The 18,508-nt window shown below is 33.9% G+C and carries 11 protein-coding genes and 1 rRNA gene (1 of these 12 cut by a window edge); 2 read left to right on the top strand and 10 right to left on the bottom strand.

Features of this window, described 5'->3' with window-relative positions; translation table 11 throughout:
* The 10 genes from OYT91_RS03455 to OYT91_RS03410 form a co-directional block, all read right to left on the bottom strand.
* Positions 1-1,087: ribosomal RNA gene (locus tag OYT91_RS03455) — 16S ribosomal RNA — on the bottom strand; it reaches 427 nt to the left of the window's first position.
* Between the two features lie 1,428 nt (positions 1,088-2,515).
* Positions 2,516-3,085, bottom strand: coding sequence for a sialate O-acetylesterase (locus tag OYT91_RS03450; protein ID WP_281240360.1), 570 nt, complete (start codon positions 3,083-3,085; stop codon positions 2,516-2,518).
* Positions 3,054-3,248: a hypothetical protein gene (locus tag OYT91_RS03445; protein WP_281239525.1), complete on the bottom strand. Its 195-nt coding sequence runs from the start codon at positions 3,246-3,248 to the stop codon at positions 3,054-3,056. Before OYT91_RS03445 ends, OYT91_RS03450 begins: the two co-directional genes overlap by 32 nt.
* Positions 3,249-3,263: 15 nt before the next feature.
* A complete protein-coding gene (locus tag OYT91_RS03440; RefSeq protein WP_281239524.1) occupies positions 3,264-3,509 on the bottom strand; it encodes a fibronectin type III-like domain-contianing protein in 246 nt (81 codons plus the stop codon).
* A 453-nt stretch (positions 3,510-3,962) separates the two neighbouring features.
* Positions 3,963-5,420: a glycoside hydrolase family 30 protein gene (locus OYT91_RS03435; protein WP_281239523.1), complete on the bottom strand. Its 1,458-nt coding sequence runs from the start codon at positions 5,418-5,420 to the stop codon at positions 3,963-3,965.
* Between the two features lie 37 nt (positions 5,421-5,457).
* Positions 5,458-6,918 carry a glycoside hydrolase family 30 protein gene (locus tag OYT91_RS03430; protein WP_281239522.1) on the bottom strand — a complete coding sequence of 487 codons (1,461 nt, stop codon included), beginning with the start codon at positions 6,916-6,918 and terminating at the stop codon, positions 5,458-5,460.
* Between the two features lie 343 nt (positions 6,919-7,261).
* Positions 7,262-8,329, bottom strand: a complete 1,068-nt coding sequence (locus OYT91_RS03425) for a family 16 glycosylhydrolase (protein WP_281239521.1) — start codon at positions 8,327-8,329, stop codon at positions 7,262-7,264.
* Between the two features lie 118 nt (positions 8,330-8,447).
* Complete coding sequence (locus OYT91_RS03420) at positions 8,448-9,317, bottom strand: hypothetical protein (protein WP_281239520.1); 870 nt, start codon at positions 9,315-9,317, stop codon at positions 8,448-8,450.
* A gap of 57 nt (positions 9,318-9,374) precedes the next feature.
* A complete protein-coding gene (locus tag OYT91_RS03415) occupies positions 9,375-10,880 on the bottom strand; it encodes a RagB/SusD family nutrient uptake outer membrane protein (RefSeq protein WP_281239519.1) in 1,506 nt (501 codons plus the stop codon).
* Positions 10,881-10,894: 14 nt separating this feature from the next.
* Entirely contained in the window at positions 10,895-14,002 is a 3,108-nt protein-coding gene (locus tag OYT91_RS03410) for a SusC/RagA family TonB-linked outer membrane protein (RefSeq protein WP_281239518.1), read from the bottom strand.
* Positions 14,003-14,327: 325 nt separating this feature from the next.
* Here OYT91_RS03410 and OYT91_RS03405 point away from each other — a divergent pair, with 325 nt between their 5' ends.
* Complete coding sequence (locus tag OYT91_RS03405; protein WP_281239517.1) at positions 14,328-17,234, top strand: helix-turn-helix and ligand-binding sensor domain-containing protein; 2,907 nt, start codon at positions 14,328-14,330, stop codon at positions 17,232-17,234.
* A gap of 436 nt (positions 17,235-17,670) precedes the next feature.
* Positions 17,671-18,504, top strand: coding sequence for a tetratricopeptide repeat protein (locus tag OYT91_RS03400; protein WP_281239516.1), 834 nt, complete (start codon positions 17,671-17,673; stop codon positions 18,502-18,504).
* The last annotated feature ends 4 nt before the right edge of the window (positions 18,505-18,508 follow it).

Below are 18,508 nucleotides of genomic sequence, written 5' to 3'. Positions count from 1 at the left end.
GCTCGTTATAGGACTTAACCTGACACCTCACGGCACGAGCTGACGACAACCATGCAGCACCTTGTAAATTGTCTTGCGAAAAAACTGTTTCCAGTCCGGTCAATCTACATTTAAGCCTTGGTAAGGTTCCTCGCGTATCATCGAATTAAACCACATGCTCCACCGCTTGTGCGGGCCCCCGTCAATTCCTTTGAGTTTCATTCTTGCGAACGTACTCCCCAGGTGGGATACTTATCACTTTCGCTTAGCCACTGAGATCGCTCCCAACAGCTAGTATCCATCGTTTACGGCGTGGACTACCAGGGTATCTAATCCTGTTCGCTACCCACGCTTTCGTCCATCAGCGTCAATCCATTAGTAGTAACCTGCCTTCGCAATTGGTATTCCATGTAATCTCTAAGCATTTCACCGCTACACTACATATTCTAGTTACTTCCTAATAATTCAAGTCTAGCAGTATCAATGGCCGTTCCACCGTTGAGCGATGGGCTTTCACCACTGACTTACTAAACCGCCTACGGACCCTTTAAACCCAATGATTCCGGATAACGCTTGGATCCTCCGTATTACCGCGGCTGCTGGCACGGAGTTAGCCGATCCTTATTCTCACAGTACCGTCAAGACATTACACGTAATGTTGTTTCTTCCTGTGCAAAAGCAGTTTACAATCCATAGGACCGTCATCCTGCACGCGGCATGGCTGGATCAGGCTTGCGCCCATTGTCCAATATTCCTCACTGCTGCCTCCCGTAGGAGTCTGGTCCGTGTCTCAGTACCAGTGTGGGGGATCTCCCTCTCAGGACCCCTACCCATCGTAGCCATGGTAAGCCGTTACCTTACCATCTAGCTAATGGGACGCATGCTCATCTTTCACCGTTGTGACTTTAATAGTTCAACCATGCGGTTGTACTATACTATGAGGTATTAATCCAAATTTCTCTGGGCTATCCCTCTGTGAAAGGTAGATTGCATACGCGTTACGCACCCGTGCGCCGGTCTCTTGGTCCGAAAACCAATACCCCTCGACTTGCATGTGTTAAGCCTGCCGCTAGCGTTCATCCTGAGCCAGGATCAAACTCTTCATCGTATATTGTGCGCTTAATTAATTAAGCTATTATTATGCGACTCCAATTCTAGTGGTCTATTCTCAAATCTTTCGATTCTATTACTCTTATTCTTTTGTTTTAACATCTCTGTTAAAACGGCTGTCAATTCAATATGTCTAGGAACGTATTCTTATCGTTTAATCCGCTTTTCGTTGTCTCTCAAAGCGGGTGCAAAACTAACAATTCTTTTTGTAACTGGCAAGAACTTTTTGAAGTTTTTTTTGAAAAAAATTTTTCTCAATTTCTTCTCTTTTCTTATCAGCCTCTCAAGGAACGTTGCGCGTTTAGCGGGGTGCAAAAGTACTGCCTTAATTCACATTTACAAACCTTTTCTTTATTTAATTTCATTTTTTTTTAAAACTTTTTCTTAACAATCTAATAACGATTAATTTAGATTTTAGTCATTTTACAACATATTAAAGATTTTTCTTGCTTTTGTTGATTTTTTAGAAATATTAATATCTGAATCATGAAGCTTTTTATTAAATACATAGTATTATTTAGCATTTAACATCAACTTTATACATTATGTAAATATCAAGATAAAGTCGGATTATAATTTAGGATTAATATCCCGGTCAATACAGACATCAAATAATTCCTGAATTGTACTTATATATTAACATCGCTACTACAACGGATTTGATCCTATATATAGTTCTTGGATATTCTAATAAAAACATATATCGAATTAAGAAAAATTCAAACTTAACATTTGCTTTTTTTTATTACTAGCCAAACTATATCAAAACCATAGTTACTTATATAAGTTAAACATATATGTAAAAAATTTAAAAGGATTCGAACTAGTATTAAACTAAAGAACATAACGAATTATCAATCACAACCATTGATCATTTTATTGAACAAATAAAGACATCAAAATGTATACTTTGAAAGCTTCTTTAAATTATGATGGGCGGTAAAGAATTCAAACCATAAAATTTATTTCAATATCATCACCTAATTTTTATGTACATATTTCTTTTTAAGCATATTAACCACAAAAAGGACATTAAATGCTTTCAAACATATTAAAAACTTATCCTAAAAATATATCAACTTCTTTAAATAATGGAGAAAATAGTTTGAAATAGGTATCTCACGGAGAACAAAAAAAACTAAAAACTTATAAAATATTTAGGCTTTTGATATTACGTTTCGTTTGTAACTTTAATAATGTAAAAGATTATAGTTTCAATCCTTTTTCAATTCAAAGATAATCTTTAGCCTTTTTTGTATTTCTATTTATTTAGAAGAAAAACAGCTTTTGCAAATTCTTTTCCCAAATCAATATAACCGTCACTCTTATAATGGTATTTATCTGAATATTTATAACTACTTGTCGTTCGTACAATGGTAGCATTGCGCTCGGTTATGGCAAATTTTTCTTGTCCGTATTGCACCAATTATCCAAAACCCCAAACTTTTCCATCGACATCATCACCAGAATCGGATATTTTTCCAATTACAATAGGCAAATCATTGTTTCTAAAAGTCGCTCGCATGAGTTCCATCAACCTTTTTAAATTTGAATAATATTGATTGGCTAACAGTTCTGTTTTGTCGGCATCACTTTCTCCTTGCATCCAAATAATACCACTCGGAATCAATACATCTTCAACTCCATCTCCGTCTATGTCATGTACTGCCATTGCATTATTGACTGTTTTTAGAAAATAATCGTATTGATTGATTCCTTTTCCTCCTCTAAAATCAGGCTCCCAAGCACCAAAATAGGCAGTCCCGCTACTATCAATCGATGAGCCATTTCTGGCATATTTTATAATGGCCAGTTTTTGGTTTGGATATAATTCTTGCAGTTCTTTGGCAAACGAAACCTCAACACCAAATCGATCCGAAAATGTATTGCTTTTTCCATCCGAGGCAAAACCAGTTCCGTTCCCTGGCTGAAGTACCTCCCACTTTCCTAATCCTCCAGTTTCATCATTGTCTCCAACCGGGTTTCCTTGGTAAATAAAAACATTTTTTTTTTTTATTTAAAGAATCCGGTAGCTCTTTTACATACCCATACCCCTGCATATTCGACTGACCGCCCAAATAAAACACTCTGATGGTATCTTTTTTGGTTTGTGCCAAAAGCAAAAAAGGAACTAGAATAAACATTAAAATATATTTCATAATCAATTCTTTAAATTATTTTGACAATTCAAAACTATCTCTCAAACGAATATCTGCCGAAGACGGGCCAATCATGAGATCAAAATCACCCGGTTCCGAAACAAACTCCAATGCATTGTTGTAAAACGACAGCTTTTGATTGTCTATCGTAAACTGAATGGTTTTGGTTTCTCCACGATTCAAACTGATTTTTTGAAAATCTTTCAGCTCGATTATCGGGCGTACCACCAAACCCACTTTAGCTTCTTTTTTAAACTCCAAACAATTAAGGTTAAAATTTCCTCCTGCGAATTGAACGCGAATTGTATTTATTCCTTACTTCAGAGCTATATTTTTGAGTGTAATTATTAGCAAATAAATAGAAGCTTTTTTTTCGCAACACCTCAACTTTGATTTTGCATTTGCTCCCAGAGTGATGGTTATGAAGCATCGTAATTAGATATTGCAGCATCTTTTTCTAGGTATCTGGGAGTTTATACAAGTATGATATTAGATATAACCCGTTGGGTGAAATTAATTTTTACCACATTGAAAAATAGAATTTATAGTTTTTAAAAGAAAGAAACAAATAGCCGTTTTACTATTCACATAGCTATTCTATGTGTGAAATAGTGCTATTTCTATTTATTCTTTCCCTTTTTAGTACTAATCTATGATCTATGTGGCTAAATTTTTATTGTATTTGATTTTCGTACAGCGGGTTAATCTATTAACTTAATACACCAAAGTCTGAATGGCATTGGGTAAAATAGTAATTTGGGTGGCTTGGGTTCCTATGCACAAATTGTAAATTACGGTAGCCTCACTTTGGTTCATCACGACCGTCACCATTTTTCCGTCTTTATTCAAAAATGAAGTGCTCAACAAACTGCTTCTGCTCACAGCAGTACTCACTCTTTTGGCTTCTGGACGAATGAATTTTGAAAAATGTCCAATGTAATAATAAGAAGGGGTGTATATTAATTCGCCTGTATTGGTGTCCGCATGAATGGGTGCAAAACAAAAATTACCTACATGATTGGGTCCGCCTTTTTCATCCAAAAGGATATTCCAATCTGTCCAACCCACAGTTCCATTATTAAAATCATTTATCATTGAAATTCCATAACGCTCACCATTAGCCCATAGTTGGTAGTTTTTAGCATCAAATTTTTCGATACATCCTTCGGTAAACATCAAGTTTTTATCAGGATATGCTTCATGCACTCGGGCTACATTATCAAACATTGGGGTACCACCCGCCCAAGTTTCGTACCAATGAAAACCCATTCCCCAAGCATATTTGGCCGCTTCTGGATCTCCAAAAATAGTATTGGCACGTTGCACCATCAAATCGCGATTGTGATCCCAAACTATTATTTTTTTAGCTCCTAAGCCTTCTTTTTTCATTATTGGACCAAGAAAATTCTTCAAGAAATCCCGTTCAGCTTCAGCGGTAAACACACAGGATTCCCAAGTTTGAACTGCCATTGGTTCATTTTGAATTGAAATACCCCAAATCGGAATCCCTTCTTTTTCATAGGCTTTTACAAACTTGGTATAATACGTTGCCCAAGACTGGAAATACTCTGGCAAAAGTGTCCCACCTTTGAGCATGCCTTTATTACTTTTCATAAAAGCGGGAGGGCTCCATGGACTTGCATATAAAGTCATTTTTCCGCCAGCTGTCGCTGTTGCTTTTTTGATCAGTGGTATTTTAAATGCTCTATCATGTTCTATAGAAAATGTTTTCAATTCAGTATCGCCTTCCTTTATATAGTTATAACTCCCAGAAGCAAAATCCGAACTGTGAATTGTAGTTCGCATCAAAGAATATCCAATTCCCTTGTCCTGACTGTAATATGCATTCAAGAATTCTTGCTGTTTGTCACTCGATAATTTGGCAAAAACTTCAGCACTGGCATCCGTAATTGCGCCTCCAATTCCCAGAAAAGATTGAAACGTTTTGTCTGGATTTACAAATACCGAAATTTGCCTTTCAGTAGGTTGAATTAATTCTGAAAATGTTAGATCATCTGTTTTAGTCAATCTTAAATTAGTACTTTCGGCTGTCGTATAAACTGTAACCGTTTTACCATTTGTACTATACGATTGATTTTGTGATTTACTTTTTTGCTGTGCAAAAACAAAAAATGAGGATAGCACTACTAACGCGGTAGTTGTTTTTTTCATGATTTATATGGTGAAAATATATTTTATAGTTATGATATTACCAGATATATGTTCCTACTGCTCCCGCTTCTAGTGAAGTAGTAATCCATTTTCCATTGTATTTAATATTGAATAATTCTGCAGCACTTCCGTCGTTAAGAACTAATAATACTTTTTTACCCTCAGGAGTTTTAAAAGCTACATTTTGTAAATTACCTACAATAGCACTACCAATTCTAACAGAACCCACTGGCACGAACTTAGAAGCATGAGCTGCTATGTAATAACCAACATTACGGGTTAATGATTCGGTGCTGTTTATTGTTATTGCTCCCTTACAAGTTGTACATCCTCCTTGTGTATGAGGACCAAAAGTACCATCATTAGCAAGATTCCACTGTAATGCATTTTTACTCCAATTTCGCATTGAACCTATAATTACATTTTTTACTTGCCATTTTAAATCTCCGTCAAATGCTCCTGTAGAAGAAGTGTATTGCTCTGTTAAATAAACATCCTTATCTGGAAATGCATCATGAACGGTTGTAAGTGCGCTAATATCACCTCCATATAAATGAAATGCAGAACCAGTTACAAAAGGGTAAGCTACAGCGTCTTTTAAGATTGTAATTGGATATTGGGGATTATCACAATTATGATCATAAGTAATAATCTTTGTAGTAATGTTGACTGATTTAAACGCTGGACCCAAGTTGTTTTTTATAAAATCGGCCTGCTGTAAAGCAGTCATTACCATACTCGGATTGTTACCCCCGTGTAAAGGTTCATTTTGAGGAGTAATCGCATCAATTACAATTCCTTCCCCTTTCATTTTTTGAATAAATTTTACAAAATACTGAGCATATACTTCATAATATTTAGGCTGTAGACTGCCACCTACAAAATTAGCATTGTCTTTCATCCAAAGTGGTGCAGACCATGGTGACCCCATTATTTTTATATTCGGATTGATTGCCAGAATTTCTTTTAGCAACGGAATCAAATCTGTCATATCAGGGGCTAGACTGAAATTAGTCAAACTAACATCTGTTTGTCCAGTCGGCATATCATCATAAGTAAAAGGAGTAGCATTCAAGTCGGATGCACCGATACTGATTCTAAGGTAGCTCAAACCAATCGAAGCATCACCTGAACCAAATAATTCCTGCAATAAGTCTTTCTTTTTTTGAGCAGTCAACTGATTGATCACTTGAGCACTACCTCCTGTCAATGTAAATCCAAAACCATCCACGGTTTGATACTTTTGAGTATCATTAATTTCAATGTTTTGATAAATATTTGCTTTACTGCCAAAAGCTAAAATACTGGTTTGTTTTTGCAAAAGTGCGGATTGATTTCCCTTAGTCAGCCAAAAATCAACTTCATTCTTTACTACCGGAGTTGGCGTAGGTGTTGGAGCTGGCGAATCTCCTCCATCATTAGAAGAAGAACAACTGATGTGCATGGCTGAAAAAGCTATTATAAAAAACAGCTTTCCTATTTGATGTATTTTTTTCATTATTTATATGTAATTAATTTTGACAAAACCCAAAAAATGAACTGCACTATTTTGGATTCTGAATTATTTTTATTTAATTTTTTATTGTTGATAACCTAAACTCGATTTTTAATTTTTGGAGCAGAAAGATTGGGCTTTTCAGCAAGTATCGTCCCGCTTTCCGTTACAATCTTATGCCCCGAACCCCGGGTCATAAGGATTTTCACTGCAATCGGGGCTAAAAGGAAAGATTTTGCTTTTTTGCCATCATTCAAAAAAAATCTAACATTTAACCTCAGCCAACGGTTTCAACCATTGGAAATAAAAATCTCGTTCAAGCAGAAAGTATATGCGCTGCCGTTTCCTATTTATATACTCGTATATAATCTACTTCCAAAGTTGATGATGTAAAATTTGAGTCTACTGTACCTCCCCAAACGCCTCCCATTGCTAAGTTTACAATTAGATAAAAGTTTTTGTTGAATGGAAATTTATCTGAATTTACAAAAGTGTAAAACAACTTGTCATCTACATAAAACTTTATATAACTTGCTGTCCAATCTGCCGTATAAATATGAAATTCGGTATTGTCATTAGGCACGTTTATAGTTCCTGTATCTGGAGTAGCTCCGGAACGTCCCGGAGAGTGTAATGATGAATGATTAACATTCAACTCTTTTCCAACAGATTCTAAAATATCTATTTCCCCACATGCGGGCCAACCAACACTACCAATATTACTACCCAGCATCCAAACAGCAGGCCAAGTCCCAACGCCGGTAGGCAATTTTGCTCTAATCACTATTTTGCCATACGTAAAATCAAATTTTCCATTAGATTCTAATCTTCCCGAAGTGAAGTCCCCTTTTCCATATTTTTCCCTGATGGCTTTTATTTTCAAAACTCCACCTTGAACAATTGTATTTTCAGGACGATTGGTGTACGATTGCAGTTCATTATTAACATTCCCAGGATCCCAAATTTGAAAAGTCCATTTGCTAGTATCAGGGGCACCATCGGTATTGAATTCATCAGACCAAATTAACTTGGATTCTACCAAAACGGTAATAGAGAGTGAAGTGCTAACAAATTTACCAGCATTATAAGCAGACACATATAACACATAAGTATTTGTACCCGATGTTGTATAGGTATATGAAAAGCTTCCGTTTGTTACTTCCTTTATTTCTCCATTCCCAAGAGTAATTTTATAGGATGTGGCATTTGTTGCCGATAAAGTAAAATTTACTACACCAGTTCCATCCCCATTTGGATTTTGTGGCGAAATGCCAACTATTGCAGCTGTAACTTTTAAATTTGCAGGTGTTTTAATATCTGCTTCTGGTTCGTCTGAATTTGAACCACTGCAGGAAATAAACAGAAAACAATTTAGTACAATAATCAAATTAATTCTAGAAAGATATTTCTTCATTTTTGCTATTCATTAAAAACATTCCATTAAAAAAAAAAATGACCCATAATCAATTGAGAATGGGCCATTCTACCAACTCAAACTTAACTTAAAAAAAACCTAATTATCTTGAGAACAATTACAAAGTTGGTCTCATTTCAATATTTTGAAATTTGATACCAGACTTCATATCATCGCCTCCACCTCTTATAACTAAATAGGCAGTACCAGTAGTAGTTGCAGTGAATATTCCTAAATTGTTTTCTGGCTTACACCCTACAGCTGAAATTTTTCCTGAAAAAGGTGCCGTTGCACAACCATCCCAAGTACTTAAAGCTCTTAATTTTCCACCTTCGGAATAATCAGTTCCAGGTACTGGAGCCGAATAACCACAATAGACTTCAAACCAAGTATTGCTGCAACCAGTTGTCGAAGAAGTTACCATATCTATTTTGTATTTTTTTCCTGCAACAACACTAATTGCTTGATACATTCCATTACCTGCCCAACCATTGGCTGTTAAGAGTGCATATTTATTTCCAAAAACAATACTTGCACCAGTGGCTGATGGATTTGTGATTGTCCATTGTGCCCAATCTGCTTCATTAACAAGTTTTCCTCCTTTTAGAATATTTCCAGAAACTGGATCTGAGGTAGCCACGACAAGACTCTGAGTAGCACTTTTCACTATACCACCTCTTCCTATTACTTCATGTTGAATGGTATAAGCACCTGCATCTGGAAAGAAAAGGGTTTGGATAAGTGGACCAAAATTCATCCCAGCTTCATCATCTAAATCCCATTTTGAACCAACAGCATCTTTTGTTAGTGTAGTAAATGTAAATTTATTGGGCTCACCTTGTACAGGTGTTATTGTAAAAGAGGGATCTATATTAGGATCAGACAATCCATTATCCTCAAAATCAGATTGACAACTTCCCAATGAACTTAATGTTATAATAGCCAACATTAAATAAATGCTTCTATTTAAAACTTTCTTTATATTCATAATATGTGTGTTTTTTTAGTATTAATAATTTGGATTTTAAACCAACCTTAGCTTTTATTAATTGTAGCCAGGGTTTTGTTTCAATTTAGTCCCTTGAAGTTCTCTAGTTGGGATAGGAAAAATTTCATCTACACCAGCATTAAAACCTCTATTAGACAACACAGTAGCTGCATCACCCCATCTTACTAAGTCAAAGAATCTAAGTCCTTCTCCTGCAAATTCCATTCTTCTTTCTTTTTTGATAGCTTGAAGAGTCACCGGAACTGACGACAAACCAACTCTTGATCTAACCGCATCAAGCAATGCTTGAGCTCTTGCGCCTGAACCTAATGCTTCAGCTTCCATTAAATACGTATCGGCAAGCCTAATAATATAGGTATTTTGCCTGTAGTTCAATACTTTTTCTCCTGCACCTGTAGAAACATCTGTCGTACGAGGAACATATTTACTTAAGAAATACCCAGTATTTTGGTAACTTGGAGTATAGGTGGCTGCTTTTGAGGCTACATGTGGATTAAGATCTAATATTGTAGCTTCTAATCTCGGATCATTCTTCATTGCATCGTATAAATCTTGTGTAATAATATTAAATCCCCATCCTGGAGGCAGATCCGGAGCTCCTACTTTATCTTTTTTGTAATCTCTAGGTCCTATCATTAAATTCAAAGTGTTTCCTTCATCTCTACTAGAAGAATAAGATTCCCAAATTGTATTACCAGCTGCTGAATGACATACTTCGATAAGTGACTCAGTGTTAAACTTATTAGCATGAACCCATAAATCACTGAAATTTGCTAATAATTTATTCCCATATTGATTTGTAGCACCTGGTGTACCATTTACTTGAGCCAAAACTGCAGCGGCTTCAGCTTTTTTACCATCAAACAAATATACTTTACCAAGCAATGCCTGAGCGCCACCTTTAGTAAGACGACCCGCATCAGTTAATCCAGGAACAGTTGCTGGCAAAGCAGCTATTGCTTCTGTCAAATCTTTTTCAATTTGGGCATAAACCGCTTCAGGAGCTGCTTGTTCCACATCATACATAGTCTGTGTAGTCAAAGGAACTAATATCAATGGAACATTCTTAAACATACGAACCAAGTTGAAATAATAAATGGCACGCAAAGTTTTAGTTTCAGCCGCAATTCTGGATCTTACAGCATCACTCATATCAGCTTCCGGTAATTTTGAAAGCAATACATTGGCTCTAAAAACTCCTTGATAATGGTCATTCCAGAAACTTCCAGGAATACTTATAGAAGTAAGTGAGTGTGTAGAAAAGTCCTGCAGTTGCTGACCATCTTTTGCATCACCTCCGCCTGCATAAAAATCATCAGAACCAGCGTTCATCATTGAAATTATATTTTCAAAACCTGCTGAATTTTTTCTAATGGCATCATAAACTCCAACTAGCGCAGCAGTACACTGCTTTTCGTTTGAGTAATAATTTTCGGAAAGGAATAAACCCTTTGGCTCTATATCCACAAATTCTTCAGAACAGGATCCAAAAGAAATTATTGCTAATGCAATAAATAAATACTTATATTTAATCGTTTTCATAATTTTTAGTTTTATTAAAATTGTACACTAGCTCCAAACATATATGTCTTTGCCTGTGGATAAACTCCTTTATCTATTCCAAACACACCTCCACCAATTTCTGGATCAAATCCAGTATATTTCGTAATTGTGAACAAATTCTCGCCTGTTAAGTAAAAACGTATTTTACTTGCTCCTATCTGTGAAACTACATCTGTTGGTAATGAATAACCTACTTGAATTAATTTTAAACGTAGATAATCACCATTTTCCAAGTGGAAATCAGACATCTTACCAAAGTTTTCATTAGTGTCAGTATCTGTAAGTCTAGGATAATCATTAGATGTTCCTTCTCCTGTCCAACGACCCAAGGCATCAGTTTGATAATTTACATTTGCAATATCTAATCTGTGTAGTCCTTGGAAAACTTTATTTCCTGCAGCTCCTTGAGCAAAAGCCATAAAATCAAAGTTTTTGTAGTCTAAATTTAAGGTCAATCCAAATGTGTATTTTGGAATATTGTTACCCAAGAACTGTTTATCATCATCAGTAATAGAACCATTACCATCTGTATCCACCCAACGGAAATCACCAGGACGGGCTTTTGGCTGAATTAAACCGCCTGAAGCATTTGTATAAGCAGCTACTTCAGCATCATTTTGAAAAATTCCCGCCGTTTTGAAACCATAGAATGAGTTGTAGGATTGACCAACTTTTGTTCTTGTCACAACCCCCATAGATTGGAAAGAAGCATCTCCAACGATATAATCTGAATCCGAAGCAACATAAGTAACTTCATTTTCTAGATATGCAAAGTTTCCATTAGCTGAAAAGTTAAAGTCTCCAAAACGTTTTCTATACCCTAATTCAACCTCAATACCTCTATTTTCCATATCGGCAATGTTGGCAGTTGGATTTTTAGCAACTCCAACATAACCAGGAATATTTACTTCACGTAAAATTCCGCTGGTTTTTTTATTATAAACATCTACAGTAAGAGTTAGATCATGTAAAAATCTTGATTCAAATCCAATATTAGCTTGAGAAGTTTCTTCCCATTTCAAATCAGGATTATCTAAGGTAAGGTTAGTATAACCTGTAGTTATTTGCGCACCAGTTCCAAAAGCATAATTGTACCCACCTTCTACTAAAGAAAGATATCTAAAGTCTGCTATCGCATCATTTCCAACAACACCGTATCCACCGCGAATCTTAAAGGTATTAAGTATCTCGTTTTCTTTCCAAAACTCTTCTTTAGTAACTACCCATCCTAAATTGAATGATGGAAATACACCAAATTTATTATTTCCTCCAAAACGGGTAGATCCATCACGACGGACAATACCAGTAAATAAGTATTTTTCTTTAAAATCGTAATTCACACGGGTAAATAAAGAAGTTAGTTTATGTTGAGTCTGGTCATAAACATTACTGGTTCTTTTGTCAGCCGGGATATCGAAATTAAAAGAAGCATCTTTATAACTTGTGATTGGCAAACCTTGTTCTGTAACTCCCGAGCCACCTCCAATATTATCTACATAAGCACCTTGCCCTAACAGTACTGTAAAGTTATGATTCCCAATAGTATTTGAATACGTGGCAACATTCTCAACATTCCAGGCAAAACTGTTATTATCACTTTGTCCGTAACTATTTTCATCCACTTTTGATGTGGTAGTCAAATAATAGACAGGAGTAAATCCTTGATTACCCCAATATGCCATTTTTCCTCCAAATGTAGTTCTGAATTTAAAGTGCTTTGAGATAACCGCCTCTAAATAGGCATTACCAACGAAGTCATCAGACCAGTTATATCCTCCAAGTCTAGTTTTTTCGTAGGCTAATGGATTTGTCATTTCTCCTTTAACAAACTCAGAAATTCCATAAGGATTACCATTTTCATCGCGAACCATAGCAGGATTTGTATATCTAGAATTTATCACAAAAGGATCAGTTTCAACAACTGGGGTAAGCGGATCCAAACTAATTGCAGAAGCCAATGGCCCTCCAAATTCATTATTTGTATTACCAATACCAGTTGATTTTTGTCTTGAAAAACCGAAAGTCTGTCCGAAAGTGAAAACTTTAGAGATCTTGTGAGTCGAATTCAAACGGAAATTGCTTTTATTATATTTCGAAATCTCAGATAAAACTATCCCTTCTTGATCTTGAGTTCCAAAAGAAGCATAAAATGTAGAAACATCATTTCCTCCACTAATACTTAATTCATGAGAATAACGTAATGCACTTGTGTTGAAAATCTGTTTCTGCCAATCAGTTCCTTTACCATAAGCAGAAGGATCAGCAAAACGAATAGGACCACCAGCAGCAACTGATTTTTCATTCATTATAGTAGCATATTGTGTTGCATTTAACATATCCAAAGTTTTTTCAGGAGATGAAACTCCAGCAAATCCATTGTAGCTAACTGTAATTTTTCCTGCCTTTCCTTTTTTTGTTGTCACTAAAATTACACCTGTTGCAGCACGAGTACCATAAATTGCAGCAGAAGCAGCATCTTTAAGAACCTCCATAGATTCGATATCCGACTGATTAAGGAAACCAATACCGCCAGCATCTACAACAACACCGTCTACAACCCATAGTGGATTATTTCCGCCATCACCAAAAGTAGTTAAACCTCTAATACGAATAGTTGATGTAGAACCCGGTTGTCCAGAACTTGCAGCAATAGTAACTCCTGAAACCCTACCTTGTAGCACTTGTTCTATACGGCCATTAGGAACTTTCTCGATATCTTTTGCTCTCACACTTGAAATCGCGCCGGTTACCACACTTTTCTTTTGGGTACCATACCCTACTACCACAACTTCATTTAAGTCTTGTGATGCAGTATACATTTTTACCTGTACTGATGTTCGACCATTGATAGAAGTCTCTACAGCTTTATACCCTATAAAGCTAATTGTCAAAACACCATTTGTAGGAGCCTTGATCTGAAACCTACCATCATAATCAGTTGCTACTGAAGATAATGTTCCTTTTAAAACTATGGTTGCCCCTGGTATTGGCATCCCCGCTTCGTCAATCACTTTCCCGTTAATTGATGCTTCTTGTGCATACCCATAAACTGAGAATAAGACTGACAAAATACAAAAAATAAATGCTTTTAATAATTTCATTTTTCTGATTATTTTGGTTAAAAATTTAGTTATTTGATGCAATAGTATATCTTAAATTTTTAATTTCAGAATTTACAATCACTACAAATTCACATCATTTACACCATACCAGTATTACAAAATATTATCAAAAAAAAATTAAAATATTGATTATCAATTTATTAAAAATTAAAAAACATTACTTAAAAAAATATTAATTAAAAAAAATCACTACAATTACTATAAATTAAATACTTTAGCTAAAAAACCGCAAAAGACCTTTAAATTCAGCACTAAAACATTTAAAAAGCATTTTATAATTCCCCCAATAATCCTATCAATTCTTATGCAAACTCTAAAAAACAATAAAGAACTTTATAGAAAAATAACGAAACATTTTTTGCTACTTGTTTTACTTGTCTCACCTCTTCTATTTTTAGGACAAGTAAAAAAAATAGGCCTACCTCTTATTAAAAACTATACTAAAACTGATAATAAAGGTGGAACCCAAAACTGGGACATTGACCAAGACAAAAATGGCAATGTTTATTTTGGAAATAATGATGGTCTTTTACAATTTGATGGAACGCGTTGGAACAAATACAAAGCAAAAAATTCGGATGCCATTAAATGTTTAAAAGTTGATTCTTCTGGAAAAATATATGTAGGCTGTTATAATGAGTTTGGTTATTTTGAAGCCAATCCTAAAGGAAAACTTGAATACTTTTCTATTTCCAGCTTATTAGATAAAAAAAAAATAAGTGTAATTGACTTTATCTGGAAAATACACCTTTATAAAGATGAAGTTATTTTTCAATCATTTGACCATATTTACATCTACAAGAACAACAAAATTAAAATCATAAATGCACCAAAAAAATTTCAATTCTCATTTCTGATCAATTCCAAATTGTATTTTCAAGATATTTCAACTGGAATTCTAGAATATAAAAATGGTAAACTGAATTATCTCAAAGGTTTAACTACTTTGAATAATTCAGAAATTTGGGGCATGATTGAATTAGAAAAGAATAAAATCTTGACTGCCACTTTGGACAAAGGACTTTTTATAATAACAAACAATCAAGCACTGCCTTGGAATACCGAAGCCAATACATTCATAAAAAAGAATGGTTCTCTTGGATGTGTCCTTTATAAAAACAAATACGTTATAATTAATTCGGTTCTTGATGGTATTATCGTTTGTGATCTAAATGGAAATATTATACAACATATCGACCGCAGCAAAGGACTTCAAAACAATACAGTTCTTACTTCATTTATAGACAACAGTAATAATTTATGGCTGGGATTGGATAATGGGATTGCATATGTAAACGAAAATTCATTTCTAACCTATTTTGGATTTAGCTATAATTTAGGCACTGTTTATTCCTCAGTTGTACATAAAGGCTATTTGTATGTTGCAACCAATCAAGGCGTTTTTTGCCACCCTTGGAATACCGATTTTAAAGAAGGTTCATTTAGACTTATAGAAGGAACTACTACCCAAGCATGGAATGTTCAGATCATAAACGGAGAATTAATATGCGCCAGTAACAAAGGAGCTTTATTAATACAGAACGGAAAAATGATTAAAAATCTTGATCCAAAAGGTTACTATGGATTTAAATCAATACCAAATCATCCTAATTTTTTTATTGGGGCAAACTACAATGGGTTTTCTGTATTTGAAAAGACAAGTTCTGGAATGAAATTTAGAAATAAAATAGAAGGTATCGATAAATCATCTAATTCATTTGAACTTGACAATGATTATTTATGGCTAAAAAAAGACCAATATATTCATCAAATTACCCTAAATAAGAATTTAAGAAAAGCCATTGCCATTAAAACTTTTACCCAATTTTTAGAACAAAATCCAGGTATTGGAAGTCTACAAAAAATAGATAATAAAGTTTTATTTCAGTCTAATAATATTTTTTATACCTATTCAAAAACATTAGGCACTTTTGTAGAAGATCCTATAATGACTAAAATATTTAAGTCCATCCCAAAAGTAAAAAAACTAACAGAAGATACTAATGGGAATATTTGGTACTTCTATAATGAATCAATGGGAGCGTTGATAAAATTGGGCAACAACAAATACAAGCATGTCATAACTCCATTTACAAATTTAACTGGAAAATTAGTAGACAATTATATGTCTATAAATACTATTGATTCCAAAAACACTTTTATTGGCTTAACGGATGGTTTGGCATACTATGATTCTACCATCGAAACCAAATCCATATCAAAACCAATAGCTCATATTAGAAGTTTTACATTTCCGGGAGATACTATATATTTAGGGAATAAGCAAGATAAGAAAATACAATATGAGTTGCCTTATGCTTCAAATCAAGTAAAGTTTACGTTTTCGTCTCCTTCTTATGAAAATCTTGAAAATATAGAATTCTCCTATCAGCTGAAAGGCTTTGATGAAAATTGGAGTGCTTGGTCAAACAACACGATAAAAGAATATACCAATTTAAAAGAAGGCACGTATAAAATGAAAATAAAAGCAAGAAACAGCTTTAGGATTCAGTCGGAGGAAACTTCTATTGAATTCCGAATATTTCCCCCTTGGTACAGGCATTCACTAGCCTATTTATTTTACTTACTGACTGCAGCTGGATTAGTATACTATATCCGATATAGTACAAAAATGAAAATAAGAAAAAACAAATATGCTGAAACCTTAGAGCAAAGAAGATTATATTTAGAAAAAGAAACTAAAATTAGGTTAGAGCAATATGAATTGGAAAAAGAAATTGAAAAACTAGAAAATGATAAATTGCAAATAAAACTACTATCCAAAGACAAAGAACTCGTAAACAACACATTACAAGTAGTTAAGAAAAACAAAGTATTAAACGGCGTAATTCAGAAACTAAAAGTTATCGATACAAACTCATTTGATGAAGCTGCAAAGACTCAGTTTAACAAACTCAGTAAAAGTATTAGCAAGGAAGTCAGCATTGATAAAAGTTGGAAAGATCTTGAAAAACACCTTAAAAATGTACATTTTGATTTTCTAAAAAAATTAAAAGAAAAACACCCTACCATTACGCCAAGAGAAATGGATTTGGCTACCTATTTATTAATGAATATGTCTACAAAAGAAATTGCTGAATTCATGAATATATCTACAGGAGGAGTTGATTTAGCCAGATATCGATTGAGAAAAAAACTAGAACTAAATCAAAAAGAAAACTTAATTGGATACTTTATGAGTATAAAATAGAAAAAATTTAACACACAAACACGATTAACAATCTACTACTTTGTCCAAATTTCGAAAAAAATAGCTTAAAAATTGTATCACTAAGTGCACCAAAAAATAACATCTCTTATTTTCTTTTGTTTCATAAAGACATAAGAAAGTATAAAAAACACTCAGTATGATTCCCAAAGCTATTAAGATTACAAAGTAGAGTCGATTACTTTTGAGTATCTTTACAAACTAAATATAAATTACTACTTTTAGTTCAATTCATCTATTAAAAACCCTTAAAATAATACATTGTAAAAAACAATGCATAATAAACTATATAGATATACTTACAATAAAACAATAATAACTCGAAAAGTGATTTAAAAATTTAGTTTTAGAGAATAAAAATAACTGTATTTGTGACCTTGATTGCATATCCTTTTTCTTTATCTAAAAAATAAAAAATATGAAAAATCAACTACTCGTTTGCATTATAATCATAGGATTTATTCCATTAAATTGTTGGTCACAAAAAAACCCTTTAAATAAAAAAAAAATAAGTGAATCCAATAACACTTCCATTTTTAAAAACACTATTGAAATCCCCAATAGAAAAGTTAAATATTACCATGTTGAAGAAATCATTGTAATGAAATTTGGTAGTCGTAAAACCATTTACAATGTTTCAGATTCCAAATTAATTCAAACCTTTGATTTAGGTCCAAATAACATCAGAATTATCACTCCAATTTTCGAGAATGAAGATGCAAACTTTAACAAGGCTATAAAATCTAATGCTTTGAAGAAAACTGATGAATCAAGTATGTTATCAAGTATCAATTCAACTGAAAAAGCAACTACAACAGATGATTTACAACTGGAAAATAAAAGCATAATTATACCATCTCAAATACAAAAAGAGCAACCCAATGAATCTCTCACAGCATTAAATAGTTTAAATGCTATTGAAAGTTCAACAAAACCGTCAATCACTGCTATGTCAAAAGAAGAGGAAGATAAAATCTCCTATATTGATATTATAAAAACTTATGAAGGAGTTGCAGAGAAAGGATATGCTACTTTGGACATATTAAAAAAATTGGCCAATTCTTTCTATTTTAATAATGAGCTAGAAAAAGCCGAAAAATACTATACTAAATTATTTAATAAGACTTCTGACTTAGAACCTGAATATTATTATCGCTATTCGGTTGCTTTAAAATCGATTGGTCAGGACGAAAAAGCCAATGATTTTTTGCAAAAATTTAAACAATTATCAAATGCAACTGCTAAAGAATAACACA

The sequence above is a fragment of the Flavobacterium praedii genome, from assembly GCF_026810365.1.
Classification (GTDB): domain Bacteria; phylum Bacteroidota; class Bacteroidia; order Flavobacteriales; family Flavobacteriaceae; genus Flavobacterium; species Flavobacterium praedii.
The sequence above is the reverse complement of the archived record's forward strand: the minus strand, read 5'-3'. Positions and strand labels throughout refer to the sequence as shown.

Excerpts from the sequence above, each read along its gene's own strand:
- OYT91_RS03435 (WP_281239523.1), bottom strand. The coding sequence starts at position 5,420 with ATGAAAAAAACAACTACCGCGTTAGTAGTGCTATCCTCATTTTTTGTT.
- OYT91_RS03410 (WP_281239518.1), bottom strand. The coding sequence starts at position 14,002 with ATGAAATTATTAAAAGCATTTATTTTTTGTATTTTGTCAGTCTTATTC.
- OYT91_RS03420 (WP_281239520.1), bottom strand. The coding sequence starts at position 9,317 with ATGAATATAAAGAAAGTTTTAAATAGAAGCATTTATTTAATGTTGGCT.
- OYT91_RS03415 (WP_281239519.1), bottom strand. The coding sequence starts at position 10,880 with ATGAAAACGATTAAATATAAGTATTTATTTATTGCATTAGCAATAATT.
- OYT91_RS03430 (WP_281239522.1), bottom strand. The coding sequence starts at position 6,918 with ATGAAAAAAATACATCAAATAGGAAAGCTGTTTTTTATAATAGCTTTT.
- OYT91_RS03405 (WP_281239517.1), top strand. The coding sequence starts at position 14,328 with ATGCAAACTCTAAAAAACAATAAAGAACTTTATAGAAAAATAACGAAA.
- OYT91_RS03400 (WP_281239516.1), top strand. The coding sequence starts at position 17,671 with ATGAAAAATCAACTACTCGTTTGCATTATAATCATAGGATTTATTCCA.
- OYT91_RS03445 (WP_281239525.1), bottom strand. The coding sequence starts at position 3,248 with ATGAAATATATTTTAATGTTTATTCTAGTTCCTTTTTTGCTTTTGGCA.
- OYT91_RS03425 (WP_281239521.1), bottom strand. The coding sequence starts at position 8,329 with ATGAAGAAATATCTTTCTAGAATTAATTTGATTATTGTACTAAATTGT.